The organism is Nostoc sp. LEGE 12447, from assembly GCF_015206985.1.
Classification (GTDB): Bacteria; Cyanobacteriota; Cyanobacteriia; order Cyanobacteriales; family Nostocaceae; genus Nostoc.
The window spans coordinates 69,000-95,124 of record NZ_JADEXT010000031.1 but is presented as its reverse complement, the minus strand read 5'-3'; the positions used below and the strand labels follow the sequence as shown (position 1 = coordinate 95,124).

The 26,125-nt window shown below is 41.4% G+C and carries 25 protein-coding genes and 2 pseudogenes; 14 read left to right on the top strand and 13 right to left on the bottom strand.

Annotated features, from left to right (window positions below; genetic code table 11):
• Window positions 1-61 precede the first annotated feature (61 nt).
• From IQ274_RS25770 to IQ274_RS25760, 3 genes and pseudogenes are all read right to left on the bottom strand, one after another.
• Window positions 62-289, bottom strand: coding sequence for a hypothetical protein (locus IQ274_RS25770; protein ID WP_194143879.1), 228 nt, complete (start codon window positions 287-289; stop codon window positions 62-64).
• A gap of 263 nt (window positions 290-552) precedes the next feature.
• Window positions 553-3,105: pseudogene (locus tag IQ274_RS25765) on the bottom strand (CHAT domain-containing protein).
• A 303-nt stretch (window positions 3,106-3,408) separates the two neighbouring features.
• Window positions 3,409-3,573, bottom strand: a complete 165-nt coding sequence (locus IQ274_RS25760) for a hypothetical protein (protein ID WP_194143877.1) — start codon at window positions 3,571-3,573, stop codon at window positions 3,409-3,411.
• Between the two features lie 199 nt (window positions 3,574-3,772).
• Between IQ274_RS25760 and IQ274_RS25755 the strand changes: the two genes are divergently transcribed.
• Window positions 3,773-4,051, top strand: coding sequence for a hypothetical protein (locus IQ274_RS25755; RefSeq protein WP_194143876.1), 279 nt, complete (start codon window positions 3,773-3,775; stop codon window positions 4,049-4,051).
• A 190-nt stretch (window positions 4,052-4,241) separates the two neighbouring features.
• Here the strand turns inward: IQ274_RS25755 and IQ274_RS38090 are convergent, their stop codons facing one another.
• Window positions 4,242-4,451 (bottom strand): DUF547 domain-containing protein, encoded by a 210-nt coding sequence (locus tag IQ274_RS38090; RefSeq protein ID WP_202985788.1) that lies wholly within the window; start codon window positions 4,449-4,451, stop codon window positions 4,242-4,244.
• Between the two features lie 365 nt (window positions 4,452-4,816).
• Here IQ274_RS38090 and IQ274_RS25745 point away from each other — a divergent pair, with 365 nt between their 5' ends.
• The 4 genes from IQ274_RS25745 (at window position 4,817) to IQ274_RS25730 (ending at window position 7,953) form a co-directional block, all read left to right on the top strand.
• Window positions 4,817-6,430 carry an NAD(P)H-quinone oxidoreductase subunit 4 gene (locus tag IQ274_RS25745; RefSeq protein ID WP_194143875.1) on the top strand — a complete coding sequence of 538 codons (1,614 nt, stop codon included), beginning with the start codon at window positions 4,817-4,819 and terminating at the stop codon, window positions 6,428-6,430.
• A gap of 131 nt (window positions 6,431-6,561) precedes the next feature.
• On the top strand, window positions 6,562-7,167 hold the full coding sequence (locus IQ274_RS25740) for a Uma2 family endonuclease (RefSeq protein WP_194143874.1): 606 nt from the start codon (window positions 6,562-6,564) through the stop codon (window positions 7,165-7,167).
• A 46-nt stretch (window positions 7,168-7,213) separates the two neighbouring features.
• A complete protein-coding gene (locus IQ274_RS25735) occupies window positions 7,214-7,630 on the top strand; it encodes a XisH family protein (RefSeq protein WP_100899418.1) in 417 nt (138 codons plus the stop codon).
• On the top strand, window positions 7,618-7,953 hold the full coding sequence (locus IQ274_RS25730; protein WP_190913376.1) for a XisI protein: 336 nt from the start codon (window positions 7,618-7,620) through the stop codon (window positions 7,951-7,953). The genes IQ274_RS25735 and IQ274_RS25730 overlap by 13 nt, the downstream gene beginning before the upstream one ends.
• 14 nt (window positions 7,954-7,967) lie before the next feature.
• On the opposite strand, the gene IQ274_RS25725 is transcribed toward IQ274_RS25730, so the two are convergent.
• The 4 genes from IQ274_RS25725 to IQ274_RS25710 form a co-directional block, all read right to left on the bottom strand.
• Complete coding sequence (locus tag IQ274_RS25725) at window positions 7,968-8,528, bottom strand: antibiotic biosynthesis monooxygenase (RefSeq protein WP_041565145.1); 561 nt, start codon at window positions 8,526-8,528, stop codon at window positions 7,968-7,970.
• 143 nt (window positions 8,529-8,671) lie between these two features.
• Window positions 8,672-9,610 (bottom strand): SMP-30/gluconolactonase/LRE family protein, encoded by a 939-nt coding sequence (locus tag IQ274_RS25720; RefSeq protein ID WP_194143873.1) that lies wholly within the window; start codon window positions 9,608-9,610, stop codon window positions 8,672-8,674.
• Between the two features lie 6 nt (window positions 9,611-9,616).
• Entirely contained in the window at window positions 9,617-10,363 is a 747-nt protein-coding gene (locus IQ274_RS25715) for an SDR family oxidoreductase (protein WP_194143872.1), read from the bottom strand.
• A 98-nt stretch (window positions 10,364-10,461) separates the two neighbouring features.
• Window positions 10,462-11,142 carry an NADPH-dependent F420 reductase gene (locus IQ274_RS25710; protein WP_194143871.1) on the bottom strand — a complete coding sequence of 227 codons (681 nt, stop codon included), beginning with the start codon at window positions 11,140-11,142 and terminating at the stop codon, window positions 10,462-10,464.
• A 73-nt stretch (window positions 11,143-11,215) separates the two neighbouring features.
• On the opposite strand from IQ274_RS25710, the pseudogene IQ274_RS25705 reads away from it, so the two are divergent.
• Both IQ274_RS25705 and IQ274_RS25700 read left to right on the top strand, forming a co-directional pair.
• Window positions 11,216-11,809 (top strand): annotated as a pseudogene (locus IQ274_RS25705) (Uma2 family endonuclease).
• Window positions 11,810-11,903: 94 nt separating this feature from the next.
• Window positions 11,904-14,447: a DEAD/DEAH box helicase family protein gene (locus IQ274_RS25700; RefSeq protein WP_228058365.1), complete on the top strand. Its 2,544-nt coding sequence runs from the start codon at window positions 11,904-11,906 to the stop codon at window positions 14,445-14,447.
• 140 nt (window positions 14,448-14,587) lie between these two features.
• On the opposite strand, the gene IQ274_RS25695 is transcribed toward IQ274_RS25700, so the two are convergent.
• The 4 genes from IQ274_RS25695 to IQ274_RS25680 form a co-directional block, all read right to left on the bottom strand.
• Window positions 14,588-14,938 (bottom strand): DUF1257 domain-containing protein, encoded by a 351-nt coding sequence (locus IQ274_RS25695; protein ID WP_012407317.1) that lies wholly within the window; start codon window positions 14,936-14,938, stop codon window positions 14,588-14,590.
• A 142-nt stretch (window positions 14,939-15,080) separates the two neighbouring features.
• Window positions 15,081-16,592 carry an AAA family ATPase gene (locus IQ274_RS25690; RefSeq protein WP_012407316.1) on the bottom strand — a complete coding sequence of 504 codons (1,512 nt, stop codon included), beginning with the start codon at window positions 16,590-16,592 and terminating at the stop codon, window positions 15,081-15,083.
• Window positions 16,593-16,688: 96 nt separating this feature from the next.
• Entirely contained in the window at window positions 16,689-17,042 is a 354-nt protein-coding gene (locus tag IQ274_RS25685) for a hypothetical protein (RefSeq protein WP_163928726.1), read from the bottom strand.
• A 246-nt stretch (window positions 17,043-17,288) separates the two neighbouring features.
• On the bottom strand, window positions 17,289-18,077 hold the full coding sequence (locus IQ274_RS25680; RefSeq protein ID WP_194143870.1) for an FHA domain-containing protein: 789 nt from the start codon (window positions 18,075-18,077) through the stop codon (window positions 17,289-17,291).
• A 174-nt stretch (window positions 18,078-18,251) separates the two neighbouring features.
• Here IQ274_RS25680 and IQ274_RS25675 point away from each other — a divergent pair, with 174 nt between their 5' ends.
• The 7 genes from IQ274_RS25675 to IQ274_RS25645 all read left to right on the top strand — a co-directional run bounded on the left by IQ274_RS25675 (window position 18,252) and on the right by IQ274_RS25645 (window position 25,560).
• Entirely contained in the window at window positions 18,252-18,782 is a 531-nt protein-coding gene (locus IQ274_RS25675) for a hypothetical protein (RefSeq protein ID WP_194143869.1), read from the top strand.
• A gap of 133 nt (window positions 18,783-18,915) precedes the next feature.
• Complete coding sequence (locus IQ274_RS25670) at window positions 18,916-20,490, top strand: CPBP family intramembrane glutamic endopeptidase (protein ID WP_194143868.1); 1,575 nt, start codon at window positions 18,916-18,918, stop codon at window positions 20,488-20,490.
• Window positions 20,491-21,096: 606 nt separating this feature from the next.
• Entirely contained in the window at window positions 21,097-21,372 is a 276-nt protein-coding gene (locus IQ274_RS25665) for a TM2 domain-containing protein (RefSeq protein WP_114084755.1), read from the top strand.
• Window positions 21,373-21,780: 408 nt separating this feature from the next.
• A complete protein-coding gene (locus IQ274_RS37480; RefSeq protein WP_322745331.1) occupies window positions 21,781-21,873 on the top strand; it encodes a hypothetical protein in 93 nt (30 codons plus the stop codon).
• 74 nt (window positions 21,874-21,947) lie between these two features.
• Window positions 21,948-22,142, top strand: a complete 195-nt coding sequence (locus tag IQ274_RS25655; RefSeq protein ID WP_228058364.1) for a hypothetical protein — start codon at window positions 21,948-21,950, stop codon at window positions 22,140-22,142.
• 135 nt (window positions 22,143-22,277) lie between these two features.
• On the top strand, window positions 22,278-24,737 hold the full coding sequence (locus IQ274_RS25650) for a heavy metal translocating P-type ATPase (RefSeq protein ID WP_194143867.1): 2,460 nt from the start codon (window positions 22,278-22,280) through the stop codon (window positions 24,735-24,737).
• Between the two features lie 325 nt (window positions 24,738-25,062).
• Window positions 25,063-25,560, top strand: coding sequence for an FHA domain-containing protein (locus IQ274_RS25645; protein WP_163928721.1), 498 nt, complete (start codon window positions 25,063-25,065; stop codon window positions 25,558-25,560).
• A 72-nt stretch (window positions 25,561-25,632) separates the two neighbouring features.
• Here IQ274_RS25645 and IQ274_RS25640 read toward each other — a convergent pair whose 3' ends face one another.
• Window positions 25,633-25,980: a hypothetical protein gene (locus tag IQ274_RS25640; protein ID WP_012407307.1), complete on the bottom strand. Its 348-nt coding sequence runs from the start codon at window positions 25,978-25,980 to the stop codon at window positions 25,633-25,635.
• Window positions 25,981-26,125: the final 145 nt, after the last annotated feature.

The window sequence follows — 26,125 nt, the reverse complement described above, 5'->3', positions numbered from 1 at the left end:
CAAGCGTCATTATTTAAATTACTACAAAAGGGGAATGAAGGGGCTGCCGACGGCAGCCCCTTCATTCCCCTCTAAAATGATTATCATTATTGGTGATGGAATAGTTTATTTTCTGGAAGTCCCTAGAAGCAGGGATAAAGAAATTACCACGGGAAGCTCCTCCGGTTGCTTGGTTGGGAGCGCCATTGTTGATTGGTGGGGTAAATGTAACAGCATTGGCACTATTCAATGTAGTACTGGTGAATAGAGCGATGACGCTTAATGCACTAGCTAAATATCGACGTTTCATGATGTAGTACCTCATTTGAGAAAAGTAATACTAAATACATTGATTCTGATTGTGGGAGAAAGCTGGATAAATCTTTTCGGCTGAAATTTAAAGGTTTCAATACCTATTAAAAACATAAACGAAACCTAACTTTTATACCGTCAAAGTTTGTACAAATTACTAAAATTTGACTCAGTAAAGTTACTTAGCCCAAAATAAATGCAGAAAGTACAGCGAAGCTTGCGGTTTAAATCCCTCACTAAATCTCCTTCCTGCTACCTTCTTTACAGCCAGTTACCAACCAAGACAAAGGCAGACCAAAAGAAAGGATCGTGGAAATCAGTTTGACGGATTAAGTTGATTTGGGCTTGTCGCAGTGCTTAGGCTTTGGTAATTTTGGGCTGTCGCAATTGCTCATAAAAGCGCGTCATCAGCATCTCGGCTACTTTATCTTTGACGGGCCAGAGAGTGGCTATGGTTGAGCGGGCACCAGATTTTACAGCCAAGCCTGCTAGTCCAAGAACGGCGCGATCATCACCTGCTGCCGTATCGCAGGCACTCAGTACTAGCAACTCAATTGCTTTCGATGATTCACCGCCCCGATTTTTGAGAAGTTCTGACAATTCCTTAACGTTGACTTCTCCATCCCAAGTCAGTAGGAAGGTATCTTCAAGGCGGGAGCTAAATTGTCCGTGGGTTGCCAGATGGACAATATCGGCGCTACTAGATTTGACGCGACTGGCAAGGGCTTGACTAGTGAATTGCTGGTTGAGCAACATCGAAGATCGGACTGCCTTCGAGATTTGCTTAACTTCTAATTCTACAGCAGGCAAAGCACTGAAACCATTACGAGATTGGCTGATACCGCCGACGATCGCATTAATCTGATTTCCTTGGAGCGATCGCGCACTCATTAATTGCATTCCCGGTGAAAGGGCAACAGCATACTTTTCGATCAGATATTGCTTTCCGTCATACAAAGCTGATATGGGAATATTACGTAATCGACCATCCAAAACAAATACTAGTGTTTGGGTATCTTTAAAAGCTTGATCCATTTCGGCAGGACGAATTAACCAACTATAAATTTCTTGGGACAAGCGATCGCGCTCTTTGGAGTTGGAGACAGGATTTAGGGCAACTAATAATTTTTCTAGAGTTTGTTCGATGTCGGCAATAGATTTTTGTGTCACATAATAACGCAAGGGTTGTCCGGTTTTGGAAAGGATTACCGCTAGGCGATCTGGCAAGATAATCGGATAAACAACGGTTGCATTGGGATCAATTTGGTCAATCTGCTGAGATATATCTAAGCAAGCTTCCCGGAAAAAGTTATCGAGTTCTGCAACTTGGAGTGCCTCAATCAAGTCACGAGCTTCCATTAGTTCTGCTTGACTGGGTTGCTGATCTAGGAGTAAACCTACAAGTTCTCGGTAAACAGGCTCCACACTTTCACGAAAGGAGAACTGAACATCGGGGTTGACTGAAACTAAATCTCCCCTGATTGACTTTAAAGCTTTGACTGCTTCAGTATAAGCAGTAATTGCTTCTGGGCGATCGCCCTGTTCTTTATACAACTGTCCCACTTGCCAAGCAGATTGAGCAATGATATCCTCAGCTTGGAGTTGACGTGCAATGTTGAGAGATTTCTGAGTTAACTCCTGCGCTTGTGATAACTGCTGTGTACGACGATAGAGTTTTCCCCACTGATGCAGTGCGTAAGCTTCTGCTTGAGCATCCTGGAGCTGCTGTGCAGACTTGACTGTGACTGCCATGAGTTGCGCCAAGTCTTTCATCGGTATGATTTGGCTAGAAGTTGACTGCCGATTCAGTGAGGCAACAAAATTAATAGCTGCGTAAAGAGAGGTATGACTGGGGGGCAGCTCTGTGAGTTGTTTTAGTAATTGAGGCGCGAGTGGGGTAGCCAATTCAGGCTTGTCATAGTCGAGGAAAAGTTTGAAATGCCCTAAACGTGCCTGTAAGCGATCGCCTGGATTTGTTGCTACCTGTTCTGCTTGTTCAAAGTAATCCAATGCCGTCTTTGGATCTTTTAAGTCTACGGCGGTTTTTCCTAAGCTTAGTAGGATGGAACTCAACTGAGGTGTAGTTTCAATTTTACGAGCGATCGCTAAACTTTGCTCTAACACCTGTTGGCTCTTGCCAGAGTCACCAATCATCAACAGAGCTAAACCCAGCGATCTTAGCCCACTAACTTTAATTTCCGAATCTGGCATTGCTCCTAGCTTTTGATTTAGCTCTTCCAACTGCTGTTTAGAACGGCGATAAAATCCCAAACTTTGTAAAGCTTGTGCCTGGTTAATTTGACTACCCAAGCTGCCCATTTTATCGCCTGCTAGATCATAATATTTTTGAGCTTGTTGCCAACTTTCGAGAGCAGTTTCGGCTTTGCCATTGTGCAATTGCAAATTTGCTTTGGTATTGAGTGCCTGTGCCCAAAGAATCGCATCAGCAGAGGGAATAGAGGTTTGTAAGAGTTTTAAGCTTTGCTCAATAGACTCTTCGGCTGCTTTCCATTGGTTAAGTTCCTGTTGTGCCAGTGAAAGGTAACTTAAGCTTAGGGCTTCGTTAAGGCGATCGCCTTGAGTATGGTAATTTTGTGCTGCCGTTTGCCAAATCATCACGGCTTCTGCAAAGCGTCCTGAACGGTAGAGGTTTCGTCCCTGTTCTATCTGGTTAGTAGATGCTGGGACATTCAGAGTAGATTTTGCTGATACTTGCACAGATGCCTTAACAGGAGTAATAGTCACTGCCAAAGACAAGCTTAAAATACTCAGACAAATATATAGCCAACGACGTTCTTTGATTGGGAAAGCCATAAATAATTACTAATACTTTAAAGGATAGTCACACCAGTCACTTAAATATTGCCCAACAGATCGTGAAATCTATCACTTCTAGCTTTCACGGAACGTTATTTGTTGAGCGATAGCATAAAACTTAAATACTGTACTGTATCATTTTGAACGGAAATCGCCGCGTTCTTCAGACCTAAAAAAGCCGTGCTGTAATAGCTAGCATAAATTCAGCTATCATGTCAATTAACTAGACAAGTAGGGGCAATTCATGCATTGCTCCTACTTTGCAATTTCTTTGTTTTTATCTAAGGTCGAAATCTCTGACTAATCTGATTTTGCGATCGCTAGCGACAAGCTATTAGCCACGTGAATTAAACGTTTAACGACTCCGTAATCTGTTCTATCGTCACCATTACCTGCGGTATCTCGTACTTCCAAATAATCATGATGTGAGCATCCATAATCTTCACTGCTCCAAATTGCATTCATTCTTACGACAGATATCTTGTTAGTGTGATTATGTCTATTAACATAGTCATCATCTCAGCAATTAGATGCTTGGAAAAAGATTTCTCTACATGATTTAATATGATTAAGGTATTTACAACTCAATGTAATCCTATTCTCAATAGACCATGCAATAGTTTCTGTAAGTTAATCATTTGTAACTAGGTAGGAATTTTAAATAATGGAAAATACATTAATTGATAAAACCTTTCGTGATAGCGAGGGCAAAATTGTTTTAGCTCAGATGCCAAACCTACCACTGATTGTTTGGATAGTAACCACTTTACTCGCTCTAATTTTTACAAGTGGTAAAATCAATACAGTTTTAGACGTGGTAGCAAATGGCTCTTTGTTTACTTGGGCGTGGCTGGAATTATTTCAAGGAGTCAATTATTTTCGTAGAGCGTTAGGTCTTGCTGTATTGATTGGGATTATTACATTAAAAATTCAGTATTCATAACGGACTCAGCAATTTAAGATTTAGGACTTACGCAAAAATTGCCAAAAAGCTTAATTTCTCAGAGAGAAGAGAAGAATTAGTAGAGTGTGCGTAAGTCCTAATAATTAAGCAAAATTATGGTTCTTCAGTACGCTATTTCAGCTCAACTGAAACTTTCCCCAAACATATAATAAAGCCGACGTTGGAAGAATCACAAAAAAGCTAGCCAGTTGGAAATCCCTAAAATTCGCGGACGAATCGACTCTATCGGGTATCTCTCCAAAATTGTCGAAATGGTGAACGCATTGTAAAGGTTTATCCAGAATGCCAGTTGCTCGAAATTGTTGCAATTATATTTAAAAGCCAGATTTTTCCCCTCGAAAACCAATCTGCAACTGCTTAGGGCTGCTCTTTTTTCCACGCAACATAGTTTACACAACCCTGTTCATCAATATACTGACGCAGCTATAATCCTAGGTTTTGCAACTTGGCACTGTAGCTGCGTCGATATTTTATGTCAACCGACAATTAAATTTAACTAGAAAATGTAACCGTATTGTAACGGTGGCTTTAGTTGACGTTGCAAAAGTTTACATTTAGAATGGAAAGCGGCAAAATACGATAAGTATTTATTCTTATTTATCCTGATGATTTGAGATTCAATGAGTATATATTCCTGTAAATAGTTAAGATTAAATCTTCTAGAGTTCAAGATAGTTTACAAAAGTATAGATTCCTTAATATAATGAAATCAAAAGTGAGAAGCCAAATTGATTGTCAGAAGTGATGAATGCTATTGAATTTCCCTGGCTAACAGCCATAATCCTCTTACCCTTGGTGGCTGCCTTAGCCATCCCCCTGATCCCAGACAAAGAAGGTAGAACTGTGCGTTGGTATGGTCTGGGAGTTGCGATCGCTGACTTTGCACTGATGATTTATGCCTTTTGGTATAAATACGACTTTCAGAGTTCAAGACTCCAACTTGTAGAAAACTATCCTTGGATACCGCAATTAGGTTTGCATTGGGCTGTGGGGGTTGATGGTTTATCGATGCCCTTACTGCTTCTAACAGGCTTAATAAATACTCTCGCAATATTCGCGGCTTGGAAAGTAACTACCAAGCCGCGATTATTTTATGGTTTGATGCTAGCGATGTACAGCGCCCAGCTTGGCGTATTCGTCGCCCAAGACTTGCTGCTGTTCTTCCTAATGTGGGAAATCGAGTTAGTGCCGGTTTACCTGCTGATTTCCATCTGGGGAGGACAAAATCGCCGTTATGCGGCGACCAAATTCATTCTTTACACAGCCGCCGCATCAATATTTATCTTGATTGCTGGTTTTGCAATGGCATTCTCTGGAGATAACGTCACCTTCGATATGGCGACTCTGGGAATGAAAGAATACCCTAAAACCTTGGAATTGTTGGTTTATGCAGGTTTCTTGATTGCCTTCGGTGTGAAGTTACCAATTTTCCCTTTACACACTTGGCTACCTGATGCCCACGGTGAAGCATCTGCACCCGGTTCGATGATTTTGGCTGGTGTGTTGTTAAAAATGGGTGGTTATGCTCTGATCCGCTTCAATGTGGAAATATTGCCCAATGCCCATGTAACCTTTGCCCCAGTGTTAGCAATTTTGGGTGTAGTAAATATTGTCTACGGTGCTTGTTGTGCCTTTGCCCAAACCAATCTCAAACGCCGCTTGGCTTACTCTTCAATTGCCCACATGGGATTTGTGCTGATTGGGATTGCCTCCTACACAGAACTGGGTATAAGCGGTGCAGTGCTACAGATGGTTTCCCACGGATTGATTGCTGCTAGCTTGTTCTTCCTGTCTGGCGTAACTTACGATCGCACCCACACCTTGATGATGGATAAAATGGGTGGTATGGCCAAGGTAATGCCCAAAACCTTTGCTCTGTTTACCATTGGTTCAATGGCTTCTCTCGCCTTACCAGGAATGAGTGGCTTTGTGGGTGAGTTGATGGTATTTCTGGGTATCGCCACCAGTGATGTTTACAGTTCCAGCTTCAAAATTGTAGTCGTCCTGCTGTCAGCAGTTGGCGTGATTTTGACACCAATTTATTTACTGTCGATGCTGCGTCAAGTGTTCTACGGCGATCAAAGTCAAGAGTTGCACTTGGATGCGGTAATATCTGATGTCAAACCCCGCGAAATCTTTATTACCGCTTGTTTGTTGCTACCAATCATCGGTATTGGTTTTTATCCGAAATTAGCAACGCAGACTTATGATGTAAAGGCAATAGAATTAGCTGCTCATGCTCGTCAAGTTCTACCAGTCGTTGCTCATCAACAACCATCAAATCTGTACTCCCGGATTTTTACAGCACCAACATTGGCTACTTCTAAAGTTGAAAGTTCGATTAACATTTCTGAGTAAATTAACTTCCCATTAAGGGGACTGCAAGTAAATTCTAAATTATTAGGGCAATAAAGGGGTGGTTACGAAACCACCCTTAAAATTTTGCCAAGATATATCCTAAAGACAGGTGAAGCCCCAAAATATGAATTATGACCATTAACTTACCTATAGCCACAGAAATTATACCAATGGTCTTGCAATTGCAACCTGCGATCGCACTAACCGAAGATCAGTTTTACGAATTTTGTCAGCTAAACCGTGATTTTCGCATCGAACGCAATGCTGTGGGAGAATTAGTGATTATGCCCCCTACTGGTTCCGAAACTGATGAACGCAACTTTGACGTTATTGTTCAGTTGGGTATTTGGGTAAAGCAAGATGGTACAGGTGTAGGGTTTGGTTCCAGTGGTGGATTTACTTTGCCTAATGGTGCAGTGCGATCGCCAGATGCAGCGTGGATAAAACGCGATCGCTGGGAAGCTATACCAGCAGAACTGCGAAAAAAATTTGCACCGATTTGTCCTGAGTTTGTGATTGAATTGCGTTCTGAGAGCGATAACTTACGAATTTTGCAAGACAAGATGCAAGAGTATATTGATAATGGGACACAACTTGGTTGGTTAATTGATAGAAAACAGCGCCGAGTTTTTATTTATCGCCCTAATATAGCGGTTGAGGTATTAGATAATCCTAAGACACTTTCTGGTGAACCGTTGCTACCTGGGTTTGTTTTAGATTTAAGTCAGGTTTGGTAAAGAGTAAGCTAGTTTTATAGTACCGAAATCAAAATTCTAGGAATCTATGGCGGCGAAAGACATATTCCATGATGCAGTAAAACGCGCTTTGGAGAAAGAGGGCTGGCTCATCACTAATGACCCGCTTTTCCTGCGTTTTGGTGGTTTGGATATGTACATCGACCTTGGTGCAGAGAAAGTTTTAGCAGCTGAACGAAATCAAGAAAAAATTGCGGTTGAAGTTAAAAGCTTTGTTGCTCCATCTACTACAACTGAATTTAGTACTGCTTTAGGACAGTATCTCAAATATCAATTAGCACTTGAAGAAGAACAACCTGAGAGACTTCTATATTTAGCAGTTCCCTTAGACACCTATCGTTCTTTTTTTACTTTAGAACTGCCAGGCTTATTAATCCAACGTTACCAAGTTCGGTTGATTGTTTTCGATCCAGAAGAGGAGGCGATCATAAAATGGCAAAAGTAGAACAGTACCGTCAACTTATTCAAGAACTGCTGCTAGCTTATAGCGAAATCAAAGCCAGCAACGAAGAAGTCGAAGCAGAAGTTATTTTTGATAGAGAACGCGATCGCTACCAAGTTGTTCATGCGGGGTGGTCAAATAAGCGCCGTGTATATGGCTGTGTTTTACATTTAGATATTAAAAACGAAAAAATTTGGATTCAACACGATGGTACAGAAGGAGGTATTGCCAATGAACTTATTAGTCGAGGTATACCCAAAAAAGACATCGTTTTGGCTTTTCATTCACCCTTTAAACGACAATTTACCGAGTTTGCTGTTGGTTAAAGTAATTTAAATGGCTAAACTTTTCGTGATTTAGGATATAGCCAAAAGCTAAACAAACGGCTAACTCTAGGCATGACAATATATGTCAATAGCAAAACCATAGTAATCGTAACGATCAACGAAATAATCAAGGGTGGTAAACCACGAAGCAGGGGGACTATAAACGTACTCAACAAATTAATTAACACATATACGGCTCCCCAAGTTAGCAATGCTATTTTGTAGCGCGGTGGAGTTTTCAGTGGTTGACCGGGAAGAGAAAACCAAGCTTCTAATCCACAGATTTGTTGAACATAAGGATCAGATTCCACCAAATGCTTACCTTGATTCAGCCAATATTCGCGATCGCGCGATGTCATCCACACCTTTAAATTTTCATAACCGTCAAACCGGAAGATGATCGCATATTCATTTCGCACGCCAAGTTGGGGACGAATCACATTTGTTCCCAGATGACCTATATAGGTTCTGGAAACCCTGGTAATTTCTTTCAACCAAGCCTCGTAAGCACTTTCGCATCCTGGCTTTACAACTTGTGTAATGACCACGGTTACAAATTGATCGTCCTGTTCCATCTCCATTCGTTATGCCAATCAATTTTGGATTTTAGATTTTTTACGTAGCTTGATTTTTGCAGAGCAAGTATAAATTTGCTTGTTCTGAAACATTTTTCTTTCAATTGGGGATTTTCAATTGAAAATCACCAATTTGGTCATTCTCAACCCAAGGGATATCCAGGTTTTCCAACTTCAAGCCGAACAACATTAGCAGGAACAACACCTGTGGGTGGAGGTAAAAACATTCCACCATTCGTTACAACATAAATCGCAGTGCGATCACCCTTACTTTGACCAAAAGCCACTGCTGTGCTACCAATTACACCTGACTCGGCTTGAGCAATAATAGTAGTACTACCATCGGGTGCAATTCGTACCACACTGTTGTAAATGTGCGTTGCTCCATAAAGGTTGCCTTCTACATCAAAGGCAAAGTCATCAATATTGGTCTGCTCAACAAAAATTTCCGGCTCACCTGGTTTATCTGTGCTATCAACGGGAATCCGCAACAGCAACATTCTTTCTGTATTTGAAACGTAGAGGAAATCACCAAAACGCTTCAAGCCATTTGCAGCAGGAAACACGCTCTCCGAATTGCTACGAGCAAGCATTGGATGTTCTAGCCAAATTGATCCACTGGGTTGAGCAACATCAATCAGCCAGATTGCACCACGATAGGAATCTGCTGTCAAATACTGAGTGTCGGAAAGTGGTGTGATACCATTGAGAAACATTGCGTCTGGCAGTGTCAGCAACGTTTCCACCGTGCCATCACTATTAACTAGAGAAACCACAGGTATAGAATCAGCATTCCAGCCTGTTGCTACTAGATCGCCGTTGGTAGTGAAAGCAAGACCACTTACTTTGCCTTCAACAGTAGCATGAATTTGCTGATTGCCATTTGGGGTAATGCGAACAATCTTACCGACCTCATGATTGCTTACAAAAATTGTGCCATCTGGTGCGTAGGCGTAGCCCGCCGCAGGTATCGCTAGATTTTCCAAAAAAGTATTAACTGGGAACGAGGTAATAATTTTAGCAGGTGCTAATTTAATCGGCTTATCTGCGTAAATAGGCGGTAAACCTGCGGAATTTCCCATATTAACCTACCATTGTAATTGAATGGGGCCACCAAACTTTCGCATCTCTGCAAAAAACAGTCCTTGCGCTCCTCCATCGGGAAGTGTTGCTAAATAGACAGCAGTTTCGGCTCCTTCTTCTGCCGTGAACGGCGCATCATCTCCCCCCATATCTGTCTTCATCCAACCTGGAGAATAAGCATTTACGAGAATATTAGTACCTTGGAGTTCCTTGGCGAGAAGCACAGTTAGTCCATTTACTCCCACCTTCGAGAGCCGATAGGATGGTGCTAAAGGGTAGTAGTCAGTGGGAACTGATGTTAGAGATGCCATTTCCGTTGAGATATTGACAATGCGGCCGTAATTTTGCACCTTCATCAACGGAATTAATGCTTGAGAAATTCTGAGTACTGCTAGAACATTAGTTTCAAAGGTTGATCGCATCGTTTCCAGTTGCACAGTCAGTAAGCTGGACTCTTCCGGCTTAGTTGTGGGATTTACGCCTGCATTATTGACCAGAATATCTACTTTGCCGTAAGTTTCACGCAGCCACTCGGTAAACTGTTGCACACTCGCATCATTGGTGACATCCAGGGTGTGATAGTCAACATCAAACCCTTGATTGATAAGCTGGCCTTTAGCAGCAAGACCATCTGTTTCATTACGACTCGTCAGAATTACGCGGTTGCCAATTTGGGATAATTGACGGGAAATAGCATATCCTAGCCCTCGATTACTGCCTGTCACCACAGCAATCCTTTTTTGAGTCGTCATTTTTATGACCTTGAAACTGCTTTTGATTTTACTGTACTGAGATGCAATAAATTAAGCAAGTCGATTGCAGCAATGTATTCAATCAATGATCTGACTTCTTACTTCAAACTCGAAGCTTGCCGTCCACCTAAGCGTTGTCCTGACGCTGTAGGTAAGACATTGACAGAGATAGTTGCATAAACACCTTGTTTTTGACCACCTATAATCAGGCGAATAAAATCTCCCAAGCCTTCTATCAATCGAGCATTACGTAAAACACCAGAATCTACTGCTAAAAATCCGATTTCTTCAGCAAGCCCCATAACTGTTTTTCTGGCGTGTTCATCATCTCCTGCAACAAAAACAGAAACTCCATAATGCTTTAGTGGTTCAGGTGCTAATTCAAAGACTTCCTGCGCCATCGTATTAAAAGCTTTTACCACCCGCGCTTGAGGTACATCTTGAGCAAGCTTTTCAGCTAGAGATTCTACTATTGGTGGATAAGCAAATCCTTCAGGAATATCCTGATTATTACAATCAATAATAATTTTACTGTCGAGAACTTCAGGATCACAAAGCAACTCTTTTGGCATAATGTTGCGTACCGTCCACAAAATTACATCAGCAAACGCCGCCGCCTGATCATTTGTTCCACCTTGCGTTCCGCGTCCTGCGAACTCTGCCGTTGCTTTTCCTTTTTCGGCATCACGAGAGACAAAAAATACTTTATGCCCTTGCTCTGCCCAGAGTATACCTAGAGAGCGCCCCATGTTTCCACTGCCAATAATTCCAATCTTCATGAGTTAATCTTCATTTCACCGTAGATTGTGAAAAGATTAGAGTTAAAGCAGGTGAAGTAGCCACAAAGCAATTATGACCACCAACTTACCTGTAGCCACAGAAATTATACCAATGGTTTTGCAATTGCAACCTGCGATCGCACTAACCGAAGATCAGTTTTATGAGTTTTGTCAGCTAAACCGTGATTTTCGCATCAAACGCAATGCTGCTGGAGAATTAGTGATTATGCCCCCTACTGGTTCCGAAACTGATGAACGCATTTAGCAGTTGTGGGTATGAACAAAGCAAGATGGTACAGGTGTAGGGTTTGGTTCCAGTGGTGGATTTACTTTGCCGAATGGTGCAGTGCGATCACCAGATGCGGCGTGGATAAAACGCGATCGCTGGGAAGCGATACCAGCAGAACTGCGAAAAAAGTTTGCACCGATTTGTCCTGAGTTTGTAATTGAATTGCGTTCTGAAACTGATAACTTGCGAATTTTGCAAGACAAGATGCAAGAATATATTGATAATGGCACACAGCTTGGTTGGTTAATTGATAGAAAACAACGCCGAGTTTTTATTTATCGTCTTAATATTGCGGTTGAGATATTAGATAACCCTAAAACCCTTTATGGTGAAGCATTGCTACCTGGGTTTGTTTTAGATTTAAGTCAGATTTGGTAGAAAAAAATTTAAAGGCATGAGAGTTTGAAGCATACATTATGGGCAAACTAACCTAGTGTTCAAATAGTCTCTACATCACTAGGAAAATACTATAATGCACGAACCCATCAATTACAAATCTATCAATCTTGAGCAATTAAGAGATCAATCTACTAACCACCACTCTAAAATACCCTTCCAGCATCAAATTGAGGCATTTGAAGCTCTCAGTAAAACATTTAAATTTGGCAGTGAAAAACCGGGTAGTGGAATTTTAGTACTTCCTACAGGTGCTGGCAAGACATTTACGGCTACCAGATGGTTATCTGACCATGTAATCCCTAAAAATATTAAGATCCTTTGGTTAGCTCCTTCATTTTACCTGTTGGATCAAGCATTCGCTACCTTTTATAATAGTGCTAGGGATATTCCAGAGCCGAAGAAAACGTTAAATATTCGGTGCGTTTCTAGTAATCCTTCTCATGCCAAAGCCTCATCTATACAACTGACTGATGATATTGTCATAATGACAATACAAACAGCCATCAATAATTTACATACTAATGCTCTAGACAACTCTGGTAAAAACTTTGAGACAGCTTTCAGAAAATTTATTGATAGTTGTAGAGAAACAGGACTTTTTGTAGTAGTTGATGAAGCTCACCATTCACCAGCCTATGGTTGCAGAAACTTATTAATTGGTGAAAAAGATTCTGCTTTAGGACTTCGAGGTTTATTTCCACAATTAAATCTGCTTGGTCTAACAGCTACACCGACGTATAACGATAAAGCTAGGAGAGGTTGGCTTTGGAAAATATTTGAGAATGAAATTATTTATGAAGCTAAAAAAGAAAGTTTGATATCACAAGGAGTTTTGGCTAGACCTAACTATATTGAAGTGGCAACTGGAAAAGAATTAGAAGTTGATGATAAATTATACGATCGGCTAGTTAAGCAACATCAAGACCTCCCAGAATCAATTATTGAAAAACTTGCGAGTGATAAACAGAGAAACAATTTTATTGTACACACTTATGTATCAAATAAAGATACTTATGGGAAAACCATTATCTTTGCTGATCGTTGGTTTCAATGCGTCTATATCAAAGATAAGCTTCTTGAAAAGGGTATTAAAGTAGACGCAATTTATTCACATATAGATGCCGATCCCGGCTCTGCTGACGCACGAAACAAACGTACTCAAAGTGATAATCAAAGGATTCTGGATGAATTTAAGAATGGTAAGCTTGATGTTTTAATCAATGTAAGAATGTTAACAGAAGGGGCTGACGTTCCTAGCGTTCAGACTGTATTTATTACTCGCCAAACAACAAGCTCTATCTTGATGACTCAAATGATTGGTAGAGCATTACGGGGCGAAAAAGTAGGAGGTAGTGCTGAGGCGAATGTTGTTCTATTCTTCGATGACTGGAAACGTTTAGTTGATTGGGCTAACCCAAAAGATGGCGATACTATAGATAAACCAAAACTCTGTGTAAAAGGATATCATCCATTTGAATATATTTCTATTCGTCTAGTTGAGGAATTATCAAAGTCAATTGAGAGTGGTGGAGATTATCAAATAGTATTCTCAAAAATATGCCCTATTGGTTGGTATAAAACTGAAATTGTGTATGCTGACGTTGACAATAAACATGAATCAATGGAATCATTTACTGAATTTGTCATGGTATATGAACATACAAAATCAAAATTTGATTCATTTATTCTCTTTATTCGTTCTACAAACTTATTAGATGAATGGTCTAAAGAATATCTTGATGATAAATGGATGCAGTCTCAAGTCCAACAATGGATAAGTGACGGGTTTGAACGCAAAACTGACAATATTGGTGAAAAGCTTGATTCAGATTTAATTAAGATCGTTCGCCACATTGCTCAAAATCAATCTGTACCTATATACCATCCATTTGAGGAAAGAGAACTGTATGACTTAGATAAAATTGCTTATAAAGTAATTGATCTTCCATCTCGCTTAAAATACGAATATTTAAGCAAGGAGTTTTCTCAACCAGAAACATTGTGGAAAGTTTTTTACAAAAGCTTGATTCGATTTGAAACAGCCGTTGACGCAGCAATTAGAAACATTATTAATCCTAAGCCTGAAGGTGAAACAACTTCACATGTGATTCTTACACTAGAAAGAGGAGTCAAAGAACTAAACGAAGTAGAAAAAGAAGAAGTTAAAAAACGAGACGGGTATGCTTGTCTCTGTTGTGGAGTCAATACCAAAGGTAAATTACAAATCGATCATATTAAACCGTTTTCTATGGGTGGTGAAACATCTAAAGAAAACTCACAAACTCTGTGTGTTACTTGCAATAGATGTAAAGGCCAGAATGAAATTGATTTTCGGTGTAATACAACAAAATTGATTAATCCAAAAAATCTTGATTTATCATTTACATCAGAAGGTGAAAAGGCTATAAAAGCTCTAACAAGAGTAGTTAACTTCTTTTACCATTGCAAAGCAGTTTCCAAAATTGATTGGGAGGTATATACTTACACTTACAATATATATTTGTACCCTAGTAACAATCCTGAATGGTTGCTTCCACATAAAGCAGAACTTCTTAAATTAATTAAAAATAAGCTTGGTTGTCATGCTGAATACATCAATATTAGTACGATGAAATAAAATTACTAATTTGAAATTAGTATTGACTAGACTCATCAAAAATCGGGACTGAGATTTATTTCTCAGTCCCGATAAAAAAGCGGGCTAACCGCTATTTATATGGTTAACCCGTGCAGCTTTGGGAACGCGCAGAGAAATTGTTATTGCAATACCAACTTCACGTTGGCGTTTTGCAGACCGCGCTGTTTTACTTCAGCCAAAGTTTTGTTAACGGCATACTTTTGGTTGATTGAGTTGATCAACTCGGTTTGGTTGTGCTTCTTAGCAACGCCCCACAGGTCAGCAATTAGGTCAAAGGAACCATCGCTGTTGCGAGACCAGCCGAGGTCATATTCGCCATCTAACATAGCAACGATGTCAGAACGGACGCGCTGACCGTTATAACCACGGACATCAGCTTCAGTCTTTACGCTGATACCGAGGTCGCGCAAAGAAGCTTTGAGGATTTCGGCATCGGTGATCTTGGTACGCAGGGTGCTAAAGTGAGACATTTGGGTTTCCTCCAATGAGAAGATTGAGAAAAACGACAACGGTTTGTTTCGGGCGAAGCCGCTCTTAGCAGGATGCGGCTTTTTCTTATAACTGCTAGCATTCAGAGCTAGCCTTTCCCCCTGGGATGGCAGAGGAAAGCTTTTAAAACTCCATTCGCTGATATTCAGCTACGGAGGATGCTGCGGGGCGTGCGCGCTGTCTGGCCCAATCTCTCAGAGCCGTTACTTGTTCTTGCATCGTTCGAGACAGCGGCAATGTTGCCTTCAGTGCAGCAATAATATCTAGTTGGGTGAACTCCCGATCTTGGGCAAAAGCTTCATACATTGCCGCAACGATCGCTTGCTCAACTTCTGCCCCAGAAAAGCCATCAGACATCTTGGCTAGTTGCTCAAGATCGAATCTAGAGATGTCTTCACGGCGCTTGGTCAGATGAATATTAAAAATGTGTTGCCGTTCTTCCGGTGTTGGCAGATCGACAAAGAAAATTTCATCAAAGCGTCCTTTCCTCAAGAACTCCCCAGGTAAGCGTTCTACTCTGTTGGCAGTTGCCATCACGAACACTGGTGATTTCTTATCTTGCATCCATGTGAGGAAAGAGCCGAAGATTCTGCTTGATGTTCCCCCATCAGAATCAGAAGAACCTCCACTACCAGCAAAGGATTTATCCAATTCATCGATAAACAAAATCGCTGGGGAAATAGATTCTGCTGTTTTTAGGGCGTTCCGCAAGTTTGCTTCACTTCGTCCCACCATTGAGCCGTCGTAGACTCGGCCCATATCTAACCGCAGCAGTGGTAAACCCCACAGCCGGGAGGTAGTTTTAGCAATCAATGACTTACCGCAACCGGGAACACCGAGAATTAACATCCCCTTTGGTTGAGGCAAACCATACTCTCTTGCTCTTTCTGTGAAAGCGTTAGAGCGTTGCTTGAGCCATCTTTTTAACTCTTCTAAGCCACCTACTGCATCAATGGTTTCATCTTCTTCAATGTATTCTAAGATTCCATTGCGCCGAATTAGTTGCTTTTTCTCAGATAAAACGATATCTACTTCATCTTCCGTCAAACGACCTGTAGTTACCTGCGCCTTTCGGTAGACTTTCTCAGCTTCATCTTTAGTTAGACCTAAAGCTGCTCTGAGGAGCTTTTCTCTAGCCTCTGTTGTCAACCGCCGACCACGATTTTGGTCTACGTGCTGAGTCAGTACTTTATTTAACTCTGCCATATCTGGCAGTGTAAAATCTATAACAACAACTTCTTTTTCCAACTCTATAGGCACTTGTTGCATCGGGGACATCAAAATGATGTTCTTTTGCGTACCTTTAAAGCTAGCGATCGCATCACGTAACGATCTATTTGTTGCAGGCGCATCAATAAAGGGGTGTAAATCTTTAAGAATAAATATACTCGGTTCTTTCTGCCGGATTATCCACTCAATCGCCGCCTCTGGAGAAACGGTATTATGTTGGGTGACATTCCGGGGTTGACCATATTCCACAATCCCGTGGGTCACTGTCCAAACAAATACTCGGCGCTGGGGCTTCAACAACTGGGCGATTGTGGAAACTGCTTGCTCGGCCCGCTCTTCCTCGGAGGTCACAAGGTAGATTAAAGGGTATTGAGCTTGAATTAGGATATTGAGCTCTTCTTTCATACTTCGACCTACTTGAGACCTTATAGAGACAGTAGAGACATTGCTTCTGGTAAAGACAACCGAATCATGAATGAATAATCCATAATTCCTATCTATCTAGCAAGGAACTAACTCTTCCTCACCCTTGGGGTTGGTTTCATCTCCATCAATATCATCAATGGAAAGATGCTCTTGACCGACTACTCCTGGTTGATTGCCCAAAGTAACCAGTTCCCCATCACGTAAGACTAGCGAGCTATCACAAGTTGGGCATGAATAAACTCTATGAGTCCGCCCATAAGAAGAATCTTCTAACTCGTCAACCAATTCTTGATTAGATAGGTAAAAACCAAGGGCACGTTCGGCAAGTTCTGACATTGGTTCGGAATCAACTGCTGAACGAATCTTCAGTTTTCTGTGCAACTCTGGCGATAAATACAAAGTAACCTTTTGCTTAGTTTGCGTTTGCATATAACTCTTTAACGGTCTTACCCGGGTATGTATATCAACTTATCGGTTCTTCTATTGGTTGTCAAGACAGCAAAACGTTTTGACGCTACTTTTGTTACATTTATTCACATTAGGAGCTGAAATGCTATTTATTGAGTGATAAATCCCTCACGACAAACCTCTTCGAAGTTAATCATGGCTTAGGATTCAAATCCTGAAACCTCAATGGAAATTAGCGATCGCTAATTAATGATTCCCTAACTTGGCCTATTTTTTAACTATTTGGAGTGTAAGCGGATTAAAGTTGAACACCTTTCCGGTTGTAAACAACTGATATCCACAGGAGATGCCAGCGAATGACACTAGCATAGAGAAAAGAGACACAGAGCCGATTACAACACCACTGGCGATGAATAGAGCAATTCCGATTCCAATCAAAACCCATCCTAGCTTCCGATTATCGTGCCCACCCCAATTTAGAGCTACTACACCTCCCATACACAGCAAAATTCCAGGTGTGCTGCGTAAGTAAACGCTCACATAAATACTTGTACTTAAAAATGTAATGCCTGCTAGGATTAGCCCTAAGCCGATAAGCTTACTAGCAAAGATTACTTGTTCCTCTTCTTTGCCGATGTTAGGCGCTGTAATTTTCGTCGGCGCGGAATTTGGTGTAGGATTTTTTGCGGTAGATGCAGAGTGTTGCTGCACCCTAAGCATAAAAGTTATTTTGTCTCCCTGCCCAAAGGAAACTCTGTCTCCTACATGCAGTGGGCAAAAAACTTGAGGTTTAAGTTTCGCACCGTTAATGTATGTACCATTAGAACTGCCCAAATCGGTAATATGGTATTCGTCCCCATTCACCCAAATTTGTGCGTGGATGCGAGATGCCACATCCGAATCTGGTAAACCAGAGATATCAATATCTGGTATTTTTTGGTCGTTTGGCTTACCAATGCAAATTACAGAAAGATTTGGTGGAAATTGCAAAGATGTGTTGGTTTGGAAGTGAAAAAGCTCCAAAGTTAGCTCGGCTGTCTGAGATGCACTGTACATAAATTGTGTGATAAAGCACTCTTTATAAGCTTCTCTACCGAGGAGTCAAAAGAGAATGGTAAATATCCTGAAAGAATATTTAATTTTTAATGAGCGCTCTTTCAGTGCAAGGTATTGATCTGAGTTTCTGGTATTTCTATAAAATCAGTGACTTTGGCAAAATATGTAATGTAAATGGCTACTGCGAATAAAATCTGTAGTTTGGGACGAAGAATTTATCGGTTTGCTGCCAGCGTTAGCGGGGTTATTGCCCTGTTAATAATTTTGTGGGGTTGTACTGCAAACGATTTTAACGCTGGAGCGATCGCATGGAAAACTTATAGCAACTCCCGTTATGGCTTTGAATTTCCATATCCGAGTAACTGGAATTCTTCAGCAGGCCCAGCAAATGGTGATGGAATTGCCTTTATTTCGCCCCAAAACAAAACTGTGGAAATTCGAGGGTGGGCAAGTCAGCAGTTACTGAATTCGATTGTTGCAGAGCAAGAGCCAGTGAAAAAGATCAAACCCAACTTTCAAACCGCCCAAGGAGTATCTGGGGTGCTAGTTGTAGAAGTTGATCAAAGAGTAGGTTCTATGACACTGACACTAACTCAGGATCAAGTAAAATACTGTTGGCAGGGACGAAGCAAAAGCCAAGAATTTCAAGATTACTATCGTTTGTTTTATTACATTGCCCAGCAGTATCGAATTTCAAAGTCTTGAGTTAAGACTAGAGTTTCTTTAGCAATGGGAAACTTAAAACCTTTATATTGATGATATTTATCCACCTCTCACTTTTTCTTGCGATAATTCCCAAGGGGGACGCGCTCTCCACTGGTTAGTCAAAGGGGGATAGATGACATTCAAGCGGTTGGTTTTAATTTTTGTGCTAACGCCGATAGCAGTTCTGTTGGCAGTTTCGGCTTTATTTGGTAGTTGGCAAGAACCCCAGTTCCAAAGTCGCCTGGAACTGTACCAAACCAATATTGCTTTGCAGGCCCAAGCTTGGCAATCAGAAGATAGCGGTGATGATAATCTTCAAGGGATTCGGGAAGCGATACTTGGTGAGCAACCCCTAGAAAGCGCCACAAAGCAATATCAGGAGGCACGTCAGTCAGTTCAAGCGAATTTGGACAAAATTAACAATAAGCTTGCACAATTACGCTCTCAATCTGAAATAACTCCCACACCTCCTAAACCTCTACCTGAAGTTCCTCCGACTACTAAAACCTCTAAACAAGGAAAGCAACAGTTACAGCAGTCCCTAAAGCAATTACAAAAATTACTGGCTGAATTAGACCTGCGCCTGGGAATTTTACAAGCACAGCAAGGACAGACGGATACAGCCCTGAAAACTTGGAGCGAATTACAAAAACGCTCAGATGTCAATCCAGAGTTTGGAGAAACCGCAGCTGTATTGAGTGGACTGTGGAGCAATCCTCCCCGTCTGCTCCAAAATGCTCAAGAACGGATTCAAAAGAATTTAGAAGGTTGGTTTCGCTCTAGTGCTTTGGTTCAGCTATACCAACTCCAACAACGACAAGATGCTTTATTAGCAGTAAAAGCTGCACAAAAAGAAACTGCTGCTCAAGCGGTGTTGAAATTAGCGGTTATTGGTACTATTCCTACCTTGGCGGCTTTAATTGGTCTAATATTGCTGATTTTATTATTTGCTCAACGCTTGTTGAAAGGAAAAGCCTCGTTAGTAGCTCAAAATGCTGATATTCCTTGGTCAACGCCTTGGGATGGTGAAACGGTTTTGCAGGTTTTTATTGTCGGCTTTTTCTTTATGGGGCAAATTTTTGTGCCCTTGGTGATATCGGTGTTACCCATCCCGCGCCCTATTGTTGATGTGCGACTTCAGGCTTTTTCTGTTTTGGTTAGTTACCTATTGGTAGCATTCGGTGCGCTGTTAGTGCTGTATTTCTCTCTCAAGCCATTTTTTCCGTTACCGGAATTTTGGTTCCGCTTCCGTCTTAAAAATAACTGGTTTCTGTGGGGACTGGGCGGCTATTGTACGGCTTTACCTATAGTTGTGATGGTATCTTTAATCAATCAACAGCTATGGCAAGGGCAGGGTGGTAGTAACCCCCTGCTGCAACTGGCCCTAGAAAGCCAAGATGGGGTAGCACTTGGTATATTTTTCTTTACAGCAGCGATCGCTGCTCCATTTTTTGAAGAAATTCTGTTTCGCGGCTTTTTGTTACCTTCTCTAACTCGTTACTTACCCGTATGGGGATCGATTATAATCAGTAGTTTATTGTTTGCGATCGCTCACCTCAGCTTATCGGAAATTCTTCCCCTGACAGCATTAGGGATCGTTTTAGGGGTAGTTTACACGCGATCGCGCAACCTCCTTGCTCCTATGCTCTTACACAGCCTTTGGAATAGTGGTACATTATTAAGCCTATTTGTTTTAGGTAGTAATTAATACTTAAATATACTGTTGTCAAAAATGTAAATATCTGATTTTATCTCCTTATGTAAGAACAATTTACTGGTTATAATTGGCTTCAAGCATAAATACTAGCTGAAAAGCCAATTCAGATAATGCTGTTAACATAGACAACCAAATATCTAGTTAAGCATTTATTCTTATCCGGGTGATTTTAGCCAATAACTGAATTTTGTCATTGGTGCAATGGCGTTTTACTACCAGTAGAAGCGATCATAAAAAAACCCGGAAATAATACTGATGGACTTGTAAAAAGTGGTATTGCAGTTTTTGATGATTATTGAGATTTATTCTTCTCAAGACCAAATGTCTTACTTGAAAAGCTGCAAAACTTCTGCAACAGAGTTTGCAGTCATCCAATCCACCAAACCAAAATTTATTAAGGAGCGCTAGATTTTCAAGCTATGCCGTAAGATATTTTAGCGTCTCCTCTAAAATAGAAGCACGCTGATTTTAGTCATTTTGGGGCTTACTTGTACTGAAAAAATTAAAAATGTATTTATTAAGCAAGTAAATGTATTTGCTTTGATTACAATAAAGACTTTATTTTTATATCTTACTTATCAAGGAGCAGCATTTAATATGTCAAATCTCAACCCCAGTCACCCTACCAAACAACTTCTAGCTGGTTACTGTGGAATTATCCTTGGAGGATTTGGGGTTCATAAATTTATTCTAGGATACGCTCCAGAAGGCTTTATCATGTTGGTGGTTTCTGTAGTAGCGGGTTCTTTTACCTACGGTATTGCCTTGTTAATTATGCAACTTGTAGGTTTAATCGAAGGCATGATCTATTTGAATAAGTCCCCTGAAGAATTTGTAAATACCTACTTTGTGAATAAGCAGGGCTGGTTCTAAAAACTTAGATTTCCCATTTGGGTTGCTCTGTAAAGTTATATATCTTGAGTGTATCTTGGGAATAAGTTAGTGCTGACGCAAAACTACAAGTTTTAGGGGCAATACTCTGTAGGAAAAGTTTTGCATCTACATGAAAACAAGGGTTTCGGCTAATGTTTGCGTAAGTTATGTAAGTTTGTTAATACTGGATTTTCGAATTTGTTTCCAGTAACACTTAGTGCTTATTTATCTTCTGAACTAGATTAAATCTGATAATTTTGTCATACGAAGGGAAATTAGTTCGGTGGGGTTTACTAGGATTCTCCTGTACACCTACTTGGTACTTATTTTTATCACCAAGGTTATAGAGTAGGATTCTTAGTTTGTCCTATCCAGCATTTAACTGGAATTCCATTTCCAACTTGTGGGATGACTCGCTCTATGGCTATTTCCCAAGGCAATTTGGTTGCAGCACTGGCAGAAAATTTATTAACTCCCCCCTTGGGTAAACTTCTTTCTTGAGTAACTATTCATGAAAGCTATTGTGTATTCTGTGTAGATTTATAGGTATAACTAGAGCTTTTTGTTAAAAAATTATGAATCCTACTGCTATGCTAACCATCAAACGTAAACAGCTGATCTGGATACTGTTCTTGTTGTTGGGCTTTGGCTATTTTAGCGCCATGTCTAATTTGGAAATTCACAATTTTTGGAAAAGCCTGATTGTCCTCATGCCAATGCAGGTTGTAGCTATCATTTATGTGACTTATCTACGCTGGAGTCGTCAGTGACCCTTAGCGAAGTACGATAAATTAAGAAATTTAATAGGGTTGACATACAGTCGTAGTTCCATATTTAGCCTACGCTCAAATTAGAGACGCTTTTAGTCAGGCGTTGAATTTCTGTAGCGAATCTAAACACTTGCCATGCAACTTGTCCCAAAAACTAAGCTAGCCCCAGAACTTGACCCAATCTTAGAGAAAATTATTCTCGATGTTGGAGGTATGAAGTGTGCTGGGTGTGTGAACGCGGTAGAACGACAGCTAACCCAACATCCAGGAGTCAAGAGTGCCTGTGTGAACCTGGCCACAGAGGTAGCAGTTGTAGAGTCAGAAACTGGTGCGGTAGATGCAGATGCACTAGCAGAGAGATTAACAGCCGTTGGATTTCCAACTCAACCCCGAAAAGCTAGGGGCACAGTCGCAGGTGAAATATCTACCTTACCAGACCCAGCAGAACGACAACGCCGAGAAATGCGGTCTTCTGTTAGGCAGTTGGCGATCGCTGCAATGTTGCTGTTATTGTCGGGAAGTGGACATTTTGGTAATCTTGGTAGCTCAGTGCTGCCACTGTTAAATAACATCTGGTTTCACTGTGGATTGGCTACAGTGGCGCTATTAATTCCCGGTCGCTCGATTTTAGTAGATGGGTGGCTAGGCTGGCGGCGAAATGCGCCTAACATGAACACCCTGATAGGATTGGGAACGCTGACAGCCTACATTGCTAGTTTAGTAGCACTACTCTTTCCCCAAATGGGTTGGGAGTGCTTCTTTGACGAACCAGTCATGATGCTGGGCTTTATTCTTTTGGGAAGAACATTAGAGCAACAAGCTAGAGGTCGCGCTGCTGCTGCATTTAGGAAATTGCTAGCACTCCAGCCACAGGTAGCGCGATTGATTGCCAACCCAGAAAAAGGAGGAGTGGGATCTTCTAGTGTAGAGATTCCTGCCGAACAGGTGCGGGTTGGTGAATGGTTACAGGTGCTGCCAGGTGATAAAATCCCTGTCGATGGTGAAGTGGTGCTTGGTCAAACAACGGTCGATGAATCCATGTTGACTGGGGAAGCAGTGCCAGTAATTAAGCAACCGGGAGATTCGGTGACAGGGGGTACACTAAACCAGTCAGGAGCGATCGCTATTCAGACAACCCGGACTGGAAGTGATACAACTCTAGCTCAAATTGTTGCTTTAGTAGAAGCCGCACAAACTCGGAAAGCCCCAGTACAAAAATTAGCCGATACAGTAGCTGGTTACTTTACCTACGGAGTATTAACAGCATCTTTATTAACATTTGTCTTTTGGTACTTTTTCGGTACTCATCTTTGGACTGATATCACCATGTCTGGTGAGATGGAGATGATGAGCCACGCTACACATCAAGCTCCCCACTCCCCTTTATTAATTAGTTTAAAACTAGCGATCGCAGTTATGGTAGTCGCCTGTCCCTGTGCTTTAGGACTTGCTACCCCAACAGCTATTCTTGTTGGGACTGCTATGGGCGCAGAACGGGGTTTGTTAATCAAAGGCGGCGACGTTTTAGAAAAAGTACACCAGTTAGATACCGTGGTATTTGATAAAACTGGCACTCTGACCACAGGTCATCCCATCGTTACAGATTGTCTGTTAATCGAGCAATTGGGAACTGGGGAAGAGGCAGAGAATAACAGCCCAATTCTCAATGCCCAATCCTTAATTCAACTAGCAACAGCCGTAGAAAGCGGTACTCACCACCCCCTAGCAAAAGCGATTCAGCAAGAAGCACTGCGGCAACAGTTATCTATTCCAGAAGCTGTGGACTTTCACACGGAGCCAGGATTAGGAGTGTCTGCTGTGGTAGAGGACACAGTTGTACTTTTGGGTAACTGGGACTGGTTGAGTTGGCACGGTATTGCAATTAGTGAAACTGCACAACAGGTAGCACAGGATTTGGCAACAGATGGTAAAACAGTTGTTTGCGTAGCAGTTGGGGGAACTCTAGCCGGACTAATTGCTGTTTCTGATACCCTCAGACCAGATGCCCAATCCACTGTAGACAAATTGCGTCAGATGGGATTACGGGTAATGTTGCTCAGTGGCGATCGCCCAGAAGCAGCTAGCGCCATAGCCAAACAATTAGGATTAGATAGTGCTGATGTCATAGCAGGTGTTCCCCCAGCGAAAAAAGCAGCTGCAATCAAGTCTTTACAACAAGCAGGGACGACAAAAGGAACTCCTAACTCCTCACTCCTCACTCAGCACTCGGTAGTGGCAATGGTCGGAGATGGAATCAATGATGCTCCAGCTTTATCCCAAGCAGATGTAGGAATTGCTTTACACTCCGGGACAGATGTAGCGATGGAAACGGCTGAAATTGTCCTAATGCGCGATCGCTTAAACGATGTAGTCGAATCTATTCAGCTTAGTCGCGCCACCTTCAACAAAATCCGCCAAAATTTATTCTGGGCTTTTGCATATAATACAGTTGGCATTCCTTTAGCAGCAGGTGTTTTGTTCCCTAGTCTGGGTTTTGTCCTTAACCCATCTGGTGCTGCTGCATTAATGGCTTTTAGCTCTGTTAGCGTCGTCACAAACTCAATATTATTAAGGCGATTAGCTCGTCACTCGTAGAATACTTTGTTGAACCTAAAATTTCCCATAACAAATCTTAGTCATTCCCATCTCAACTTAACAATTTTTAATTCGTAATTACTAATGACGTTCTCTACGAGACGCTGTGCGTAGCTTGCTTCTTGTAGAGAACGTCATTACGAATTCGTAATTATTTGTTACACTGAGCCGATATTCAGGTTTTACGCAGATCGCAAAGCCTGTTAAGACACCTACAAAAGCTATCATAGCTACTGGAGTAGAACGACCAAGTTCTACTCTTTCAAGGTATTATGCAATTTTAAAGCTTATTTAGATTAGCACCACAGACTGACGGTGCCCGAAAATGGCAAAGTACGATACGAAACAAATCTTGTTAAACCACAGTTCCACCGATTTGTCAATGGCAGCAGAAACCAATGAAAACCATCTACTGATTATTGAAGACGATCAAGGTCGCAAAGAATTTTCTCTGGAGCAACCCGTCTACTCTATCGGTAGAGACCGCGAGTGTAATATCCGTTTGATGTCGCAGTTTGTCTCCCGCCGCCATGCCACATTAGTGAGATTGCCACGAGAGCATAATAGTCATAGCTACTATTACCGGATTGTGGATGGCGATGCCAAAGGTAAAGCTAGTTCCAACGGTTTGATGATTAATGGACGTAAAATACCAAACCACGATCTCAGAAATGAAGACGAGATCGTTTTTGGTCCTCAAGTCCGTGCCATTTATTACCTTTTAAAAAACACTCAGCGTTTGGGACAAACGGATTCGAGCGAGTACGACATTACACTAATAAACCCCGGTATGGCCGAGGATTTAGAGGATCTGGGAGATTGAATTATAACTACCAACCACAATTTGACACTCTCACGGCTTAAAGCCGTGGGATTGTCAATTCAATTACCAAAGCTATCCTGCAATACTTTCAATCAAATGCCAATGGCGGCTACTTTCAATAGCCTGCTTGATAAATTCAAACATTTGTCGGCAGTAATTATCTAGTTGGAGAGGTAGTTCTTCATTTTTAATCACAATACTCATCCGGGTTTCTGTTTCAGTAGATTTTGATTTATCAACCAGTACTTCTACTGTGATCAATTTAGGAAAAGGAACATTACCAGGAGTCTGACGAGCGATAATGTAATCGCCCGTATGGTATTGAATATCCAACTGACAGTCCTGTAGAAGTTCTACAAGTAACGGCAACAGATGGTCACTAGCAACAGAAACAATAAACGAACAGGTATAGCGAGCCATAATAGCCCCACGCCTTGCAACACTCCGTCCATCCTATAATACCGAAGCATCTAAACGGAAAGTCATTCAAAAAGCAAAGTTTTTGAGTTTTGAGATTAGGCATCACCAGATATACATCTGACTTACGCAAAACTACACGCTGTAA

Excerpts from the sequence above, each read along its gene's own strand:
- IQ274_RS25770 (WP_194143879.1), bottom strand. The coding sequence starts at position 289 with ATGAAACGTCGATATTTAGCTAGTGCATTAAGCGTCATCGCTCTATTC.
- IQ274_RS25760 (WP_194143877.1), bottom strand. The coding sequence starts at position 3,573 with ATGAATGCAATTTGGAGCAGTGAAGATTATGGATGCTCACATCATGAT.
- IQ274_RS25755 (WP_194143876.1), top strand. The coding sequence starts at position 3,773 with ATGGAAAATACATTAATTGATAAAACCTTTCGTGATAGCGAGGGCAAA.
- IQ274_RS25745 (WP_194143875.1), top strand. The coding sequence starts at position 4,817 with ATGAATGCTATTGAATTTCCCTGGCTAACAGCCATAATCCTCTTACCC.
- IQ274_RS25740 (WP_194143874.1), top strand. The coding sequence starts at position 6,562 with ATGACCATTAACTTACCTATAGCCACAGAAATTATACCAATGGTCTTG.
- IQ274_RS25735 (WP_100899418.1), top strand. The coding sequence starts at position 7,214 with ATGGCGGCGAAAGACATATTCCATGATGCAGTAAAACGCGCTTTGGAG.
- IQ274_RS25730 (WP_190913376.1), top strand. The coding sequence starts at position 7,618 with ATGGCAAAAGTAGAACAGTACCGTCAACTTATTCAAGAACTGCTGCTA.
- IQ274_RS25725 (WP_041565145.1), bottom strand. The coding sequence starts at position 8,528 with ATGGAACAGGACGATCAATTTGTAACCGTGGTCATTACACAAGTTGTA.
- IQ274_RS25720 (WP_194143873.1), bottom strand. The coding sequence starts at position 9,610 with ATGGGAAATTCCGCAGGTTTACCGCCTATTTACGCAGATAAGCCGATT.
- IQ274_RS25715 (WP_194143872.1), bottom strand. The coding sequence starts at position 10,363 with ATGACGACTCAAAAAAGGATTGCTGTGGTGACAGGCAGTAATCGAGGG.
- IQ274_RS25710 (WP_194143871.1), bottom strand. The coding sequence starts at position 11,142 with ATGAAGATTGGAATTATTGGCAGTGGAAACATGGGGCGCTCTCTAGGT.
- IQ274_RS25700 (WP_228058365.1), top strand. The coding sequence starts at position 11,904 with ATGCACGAACCCATCAATTACAAATCTATCAATCTTGAGCAATTAAGA.
- IQ274_RS25695 (WP_012407317.1), bottom strand. The coding sequence starts at position 14,938 with ATGTCTCACTTTAGCACCCTGCGTACCAAGATCACCGATGCCGAAATC.
- IQ274_RS25690 (WP_012407316.1), bottom strand. The coding sequence starts at position 16,592 with ATGAAAGAAGAGCTCAATATCCTAATTCAAGCTCAATACCCTTTAATC.
- IQ274_RS25685 (WP_163928726.1), bottom strand. The coding sequence starts at position 17,042 with ATGCAAACGCAAACTAAGCAAAAGGTTACTTTGTATTTATCGCCAGAG.
- IQ274_RS25680 (WP_194143870.1), bottom strand. The coding sequence starts at position 18,077 with ATGTACAGTGCATCTCAGACAGCCGAGCTAACTTTGGAGCTTTTTCAC.
- IQ274_RS25675 (WP_194143869.1), top strand. The coding sequence starts at position 18,252 with ATGGCTACTGCGAATAAAATCTGTAGTTTGGGACGAAGAATTTATCGG.
- IQ274_RS25670 (WP_194143868.1), top strand. The coding sequence starts at position 18,916 with ATGACATTCAAGCGGTTGGTTTTAATTTTTGTGCTAACGCCGATAGCA.
- IQ274_RS25665 (WP_114084755.1), top strand. The coding sequence starts at position 21,097 with ATGTCAAATCTCAACCCCAGTCACCCTACCAAACAACTTCTAGCTGGT.
- IQ274_RS37480 (WP_322745331.1), top strand. The coding sequence starts at position 21,781 with ATGACTCGCTCTATGGCTATTTCCCAAGGCAATTTGGTTGCAGCACTG.
- IQ274_RS25655 (WP_228058364.1), top strand. The coding sequence starts at position 21,948 with ATGAATCCTACTGCTATGCTAACCATCAAACGTAAACAGCTGATCTGG.
- IQ274_RS25650 (WP_194143867.1), top strand. The coding sequence starts at position 22,278 with ATGCAACTTGTCCCAAAAACTAAGCTAGCCCCAGAACTTGACCCAATC.
- IQ274_RS25645 (WP_163928721.1), top strand. The coding sequence starts at position 25,063 with ATGGCAAAGTACGATACGAAACAAATCTTGTTAAACCACAGTTCCACC.
- IQ274_RS25640 (WP_012407307.1), bottom strand. The coding sequence starts at position 25,980 with ATGGCTCGCTATACCTGTTCGTTTATTGTTTCTGTTGCTAGTGACCAT.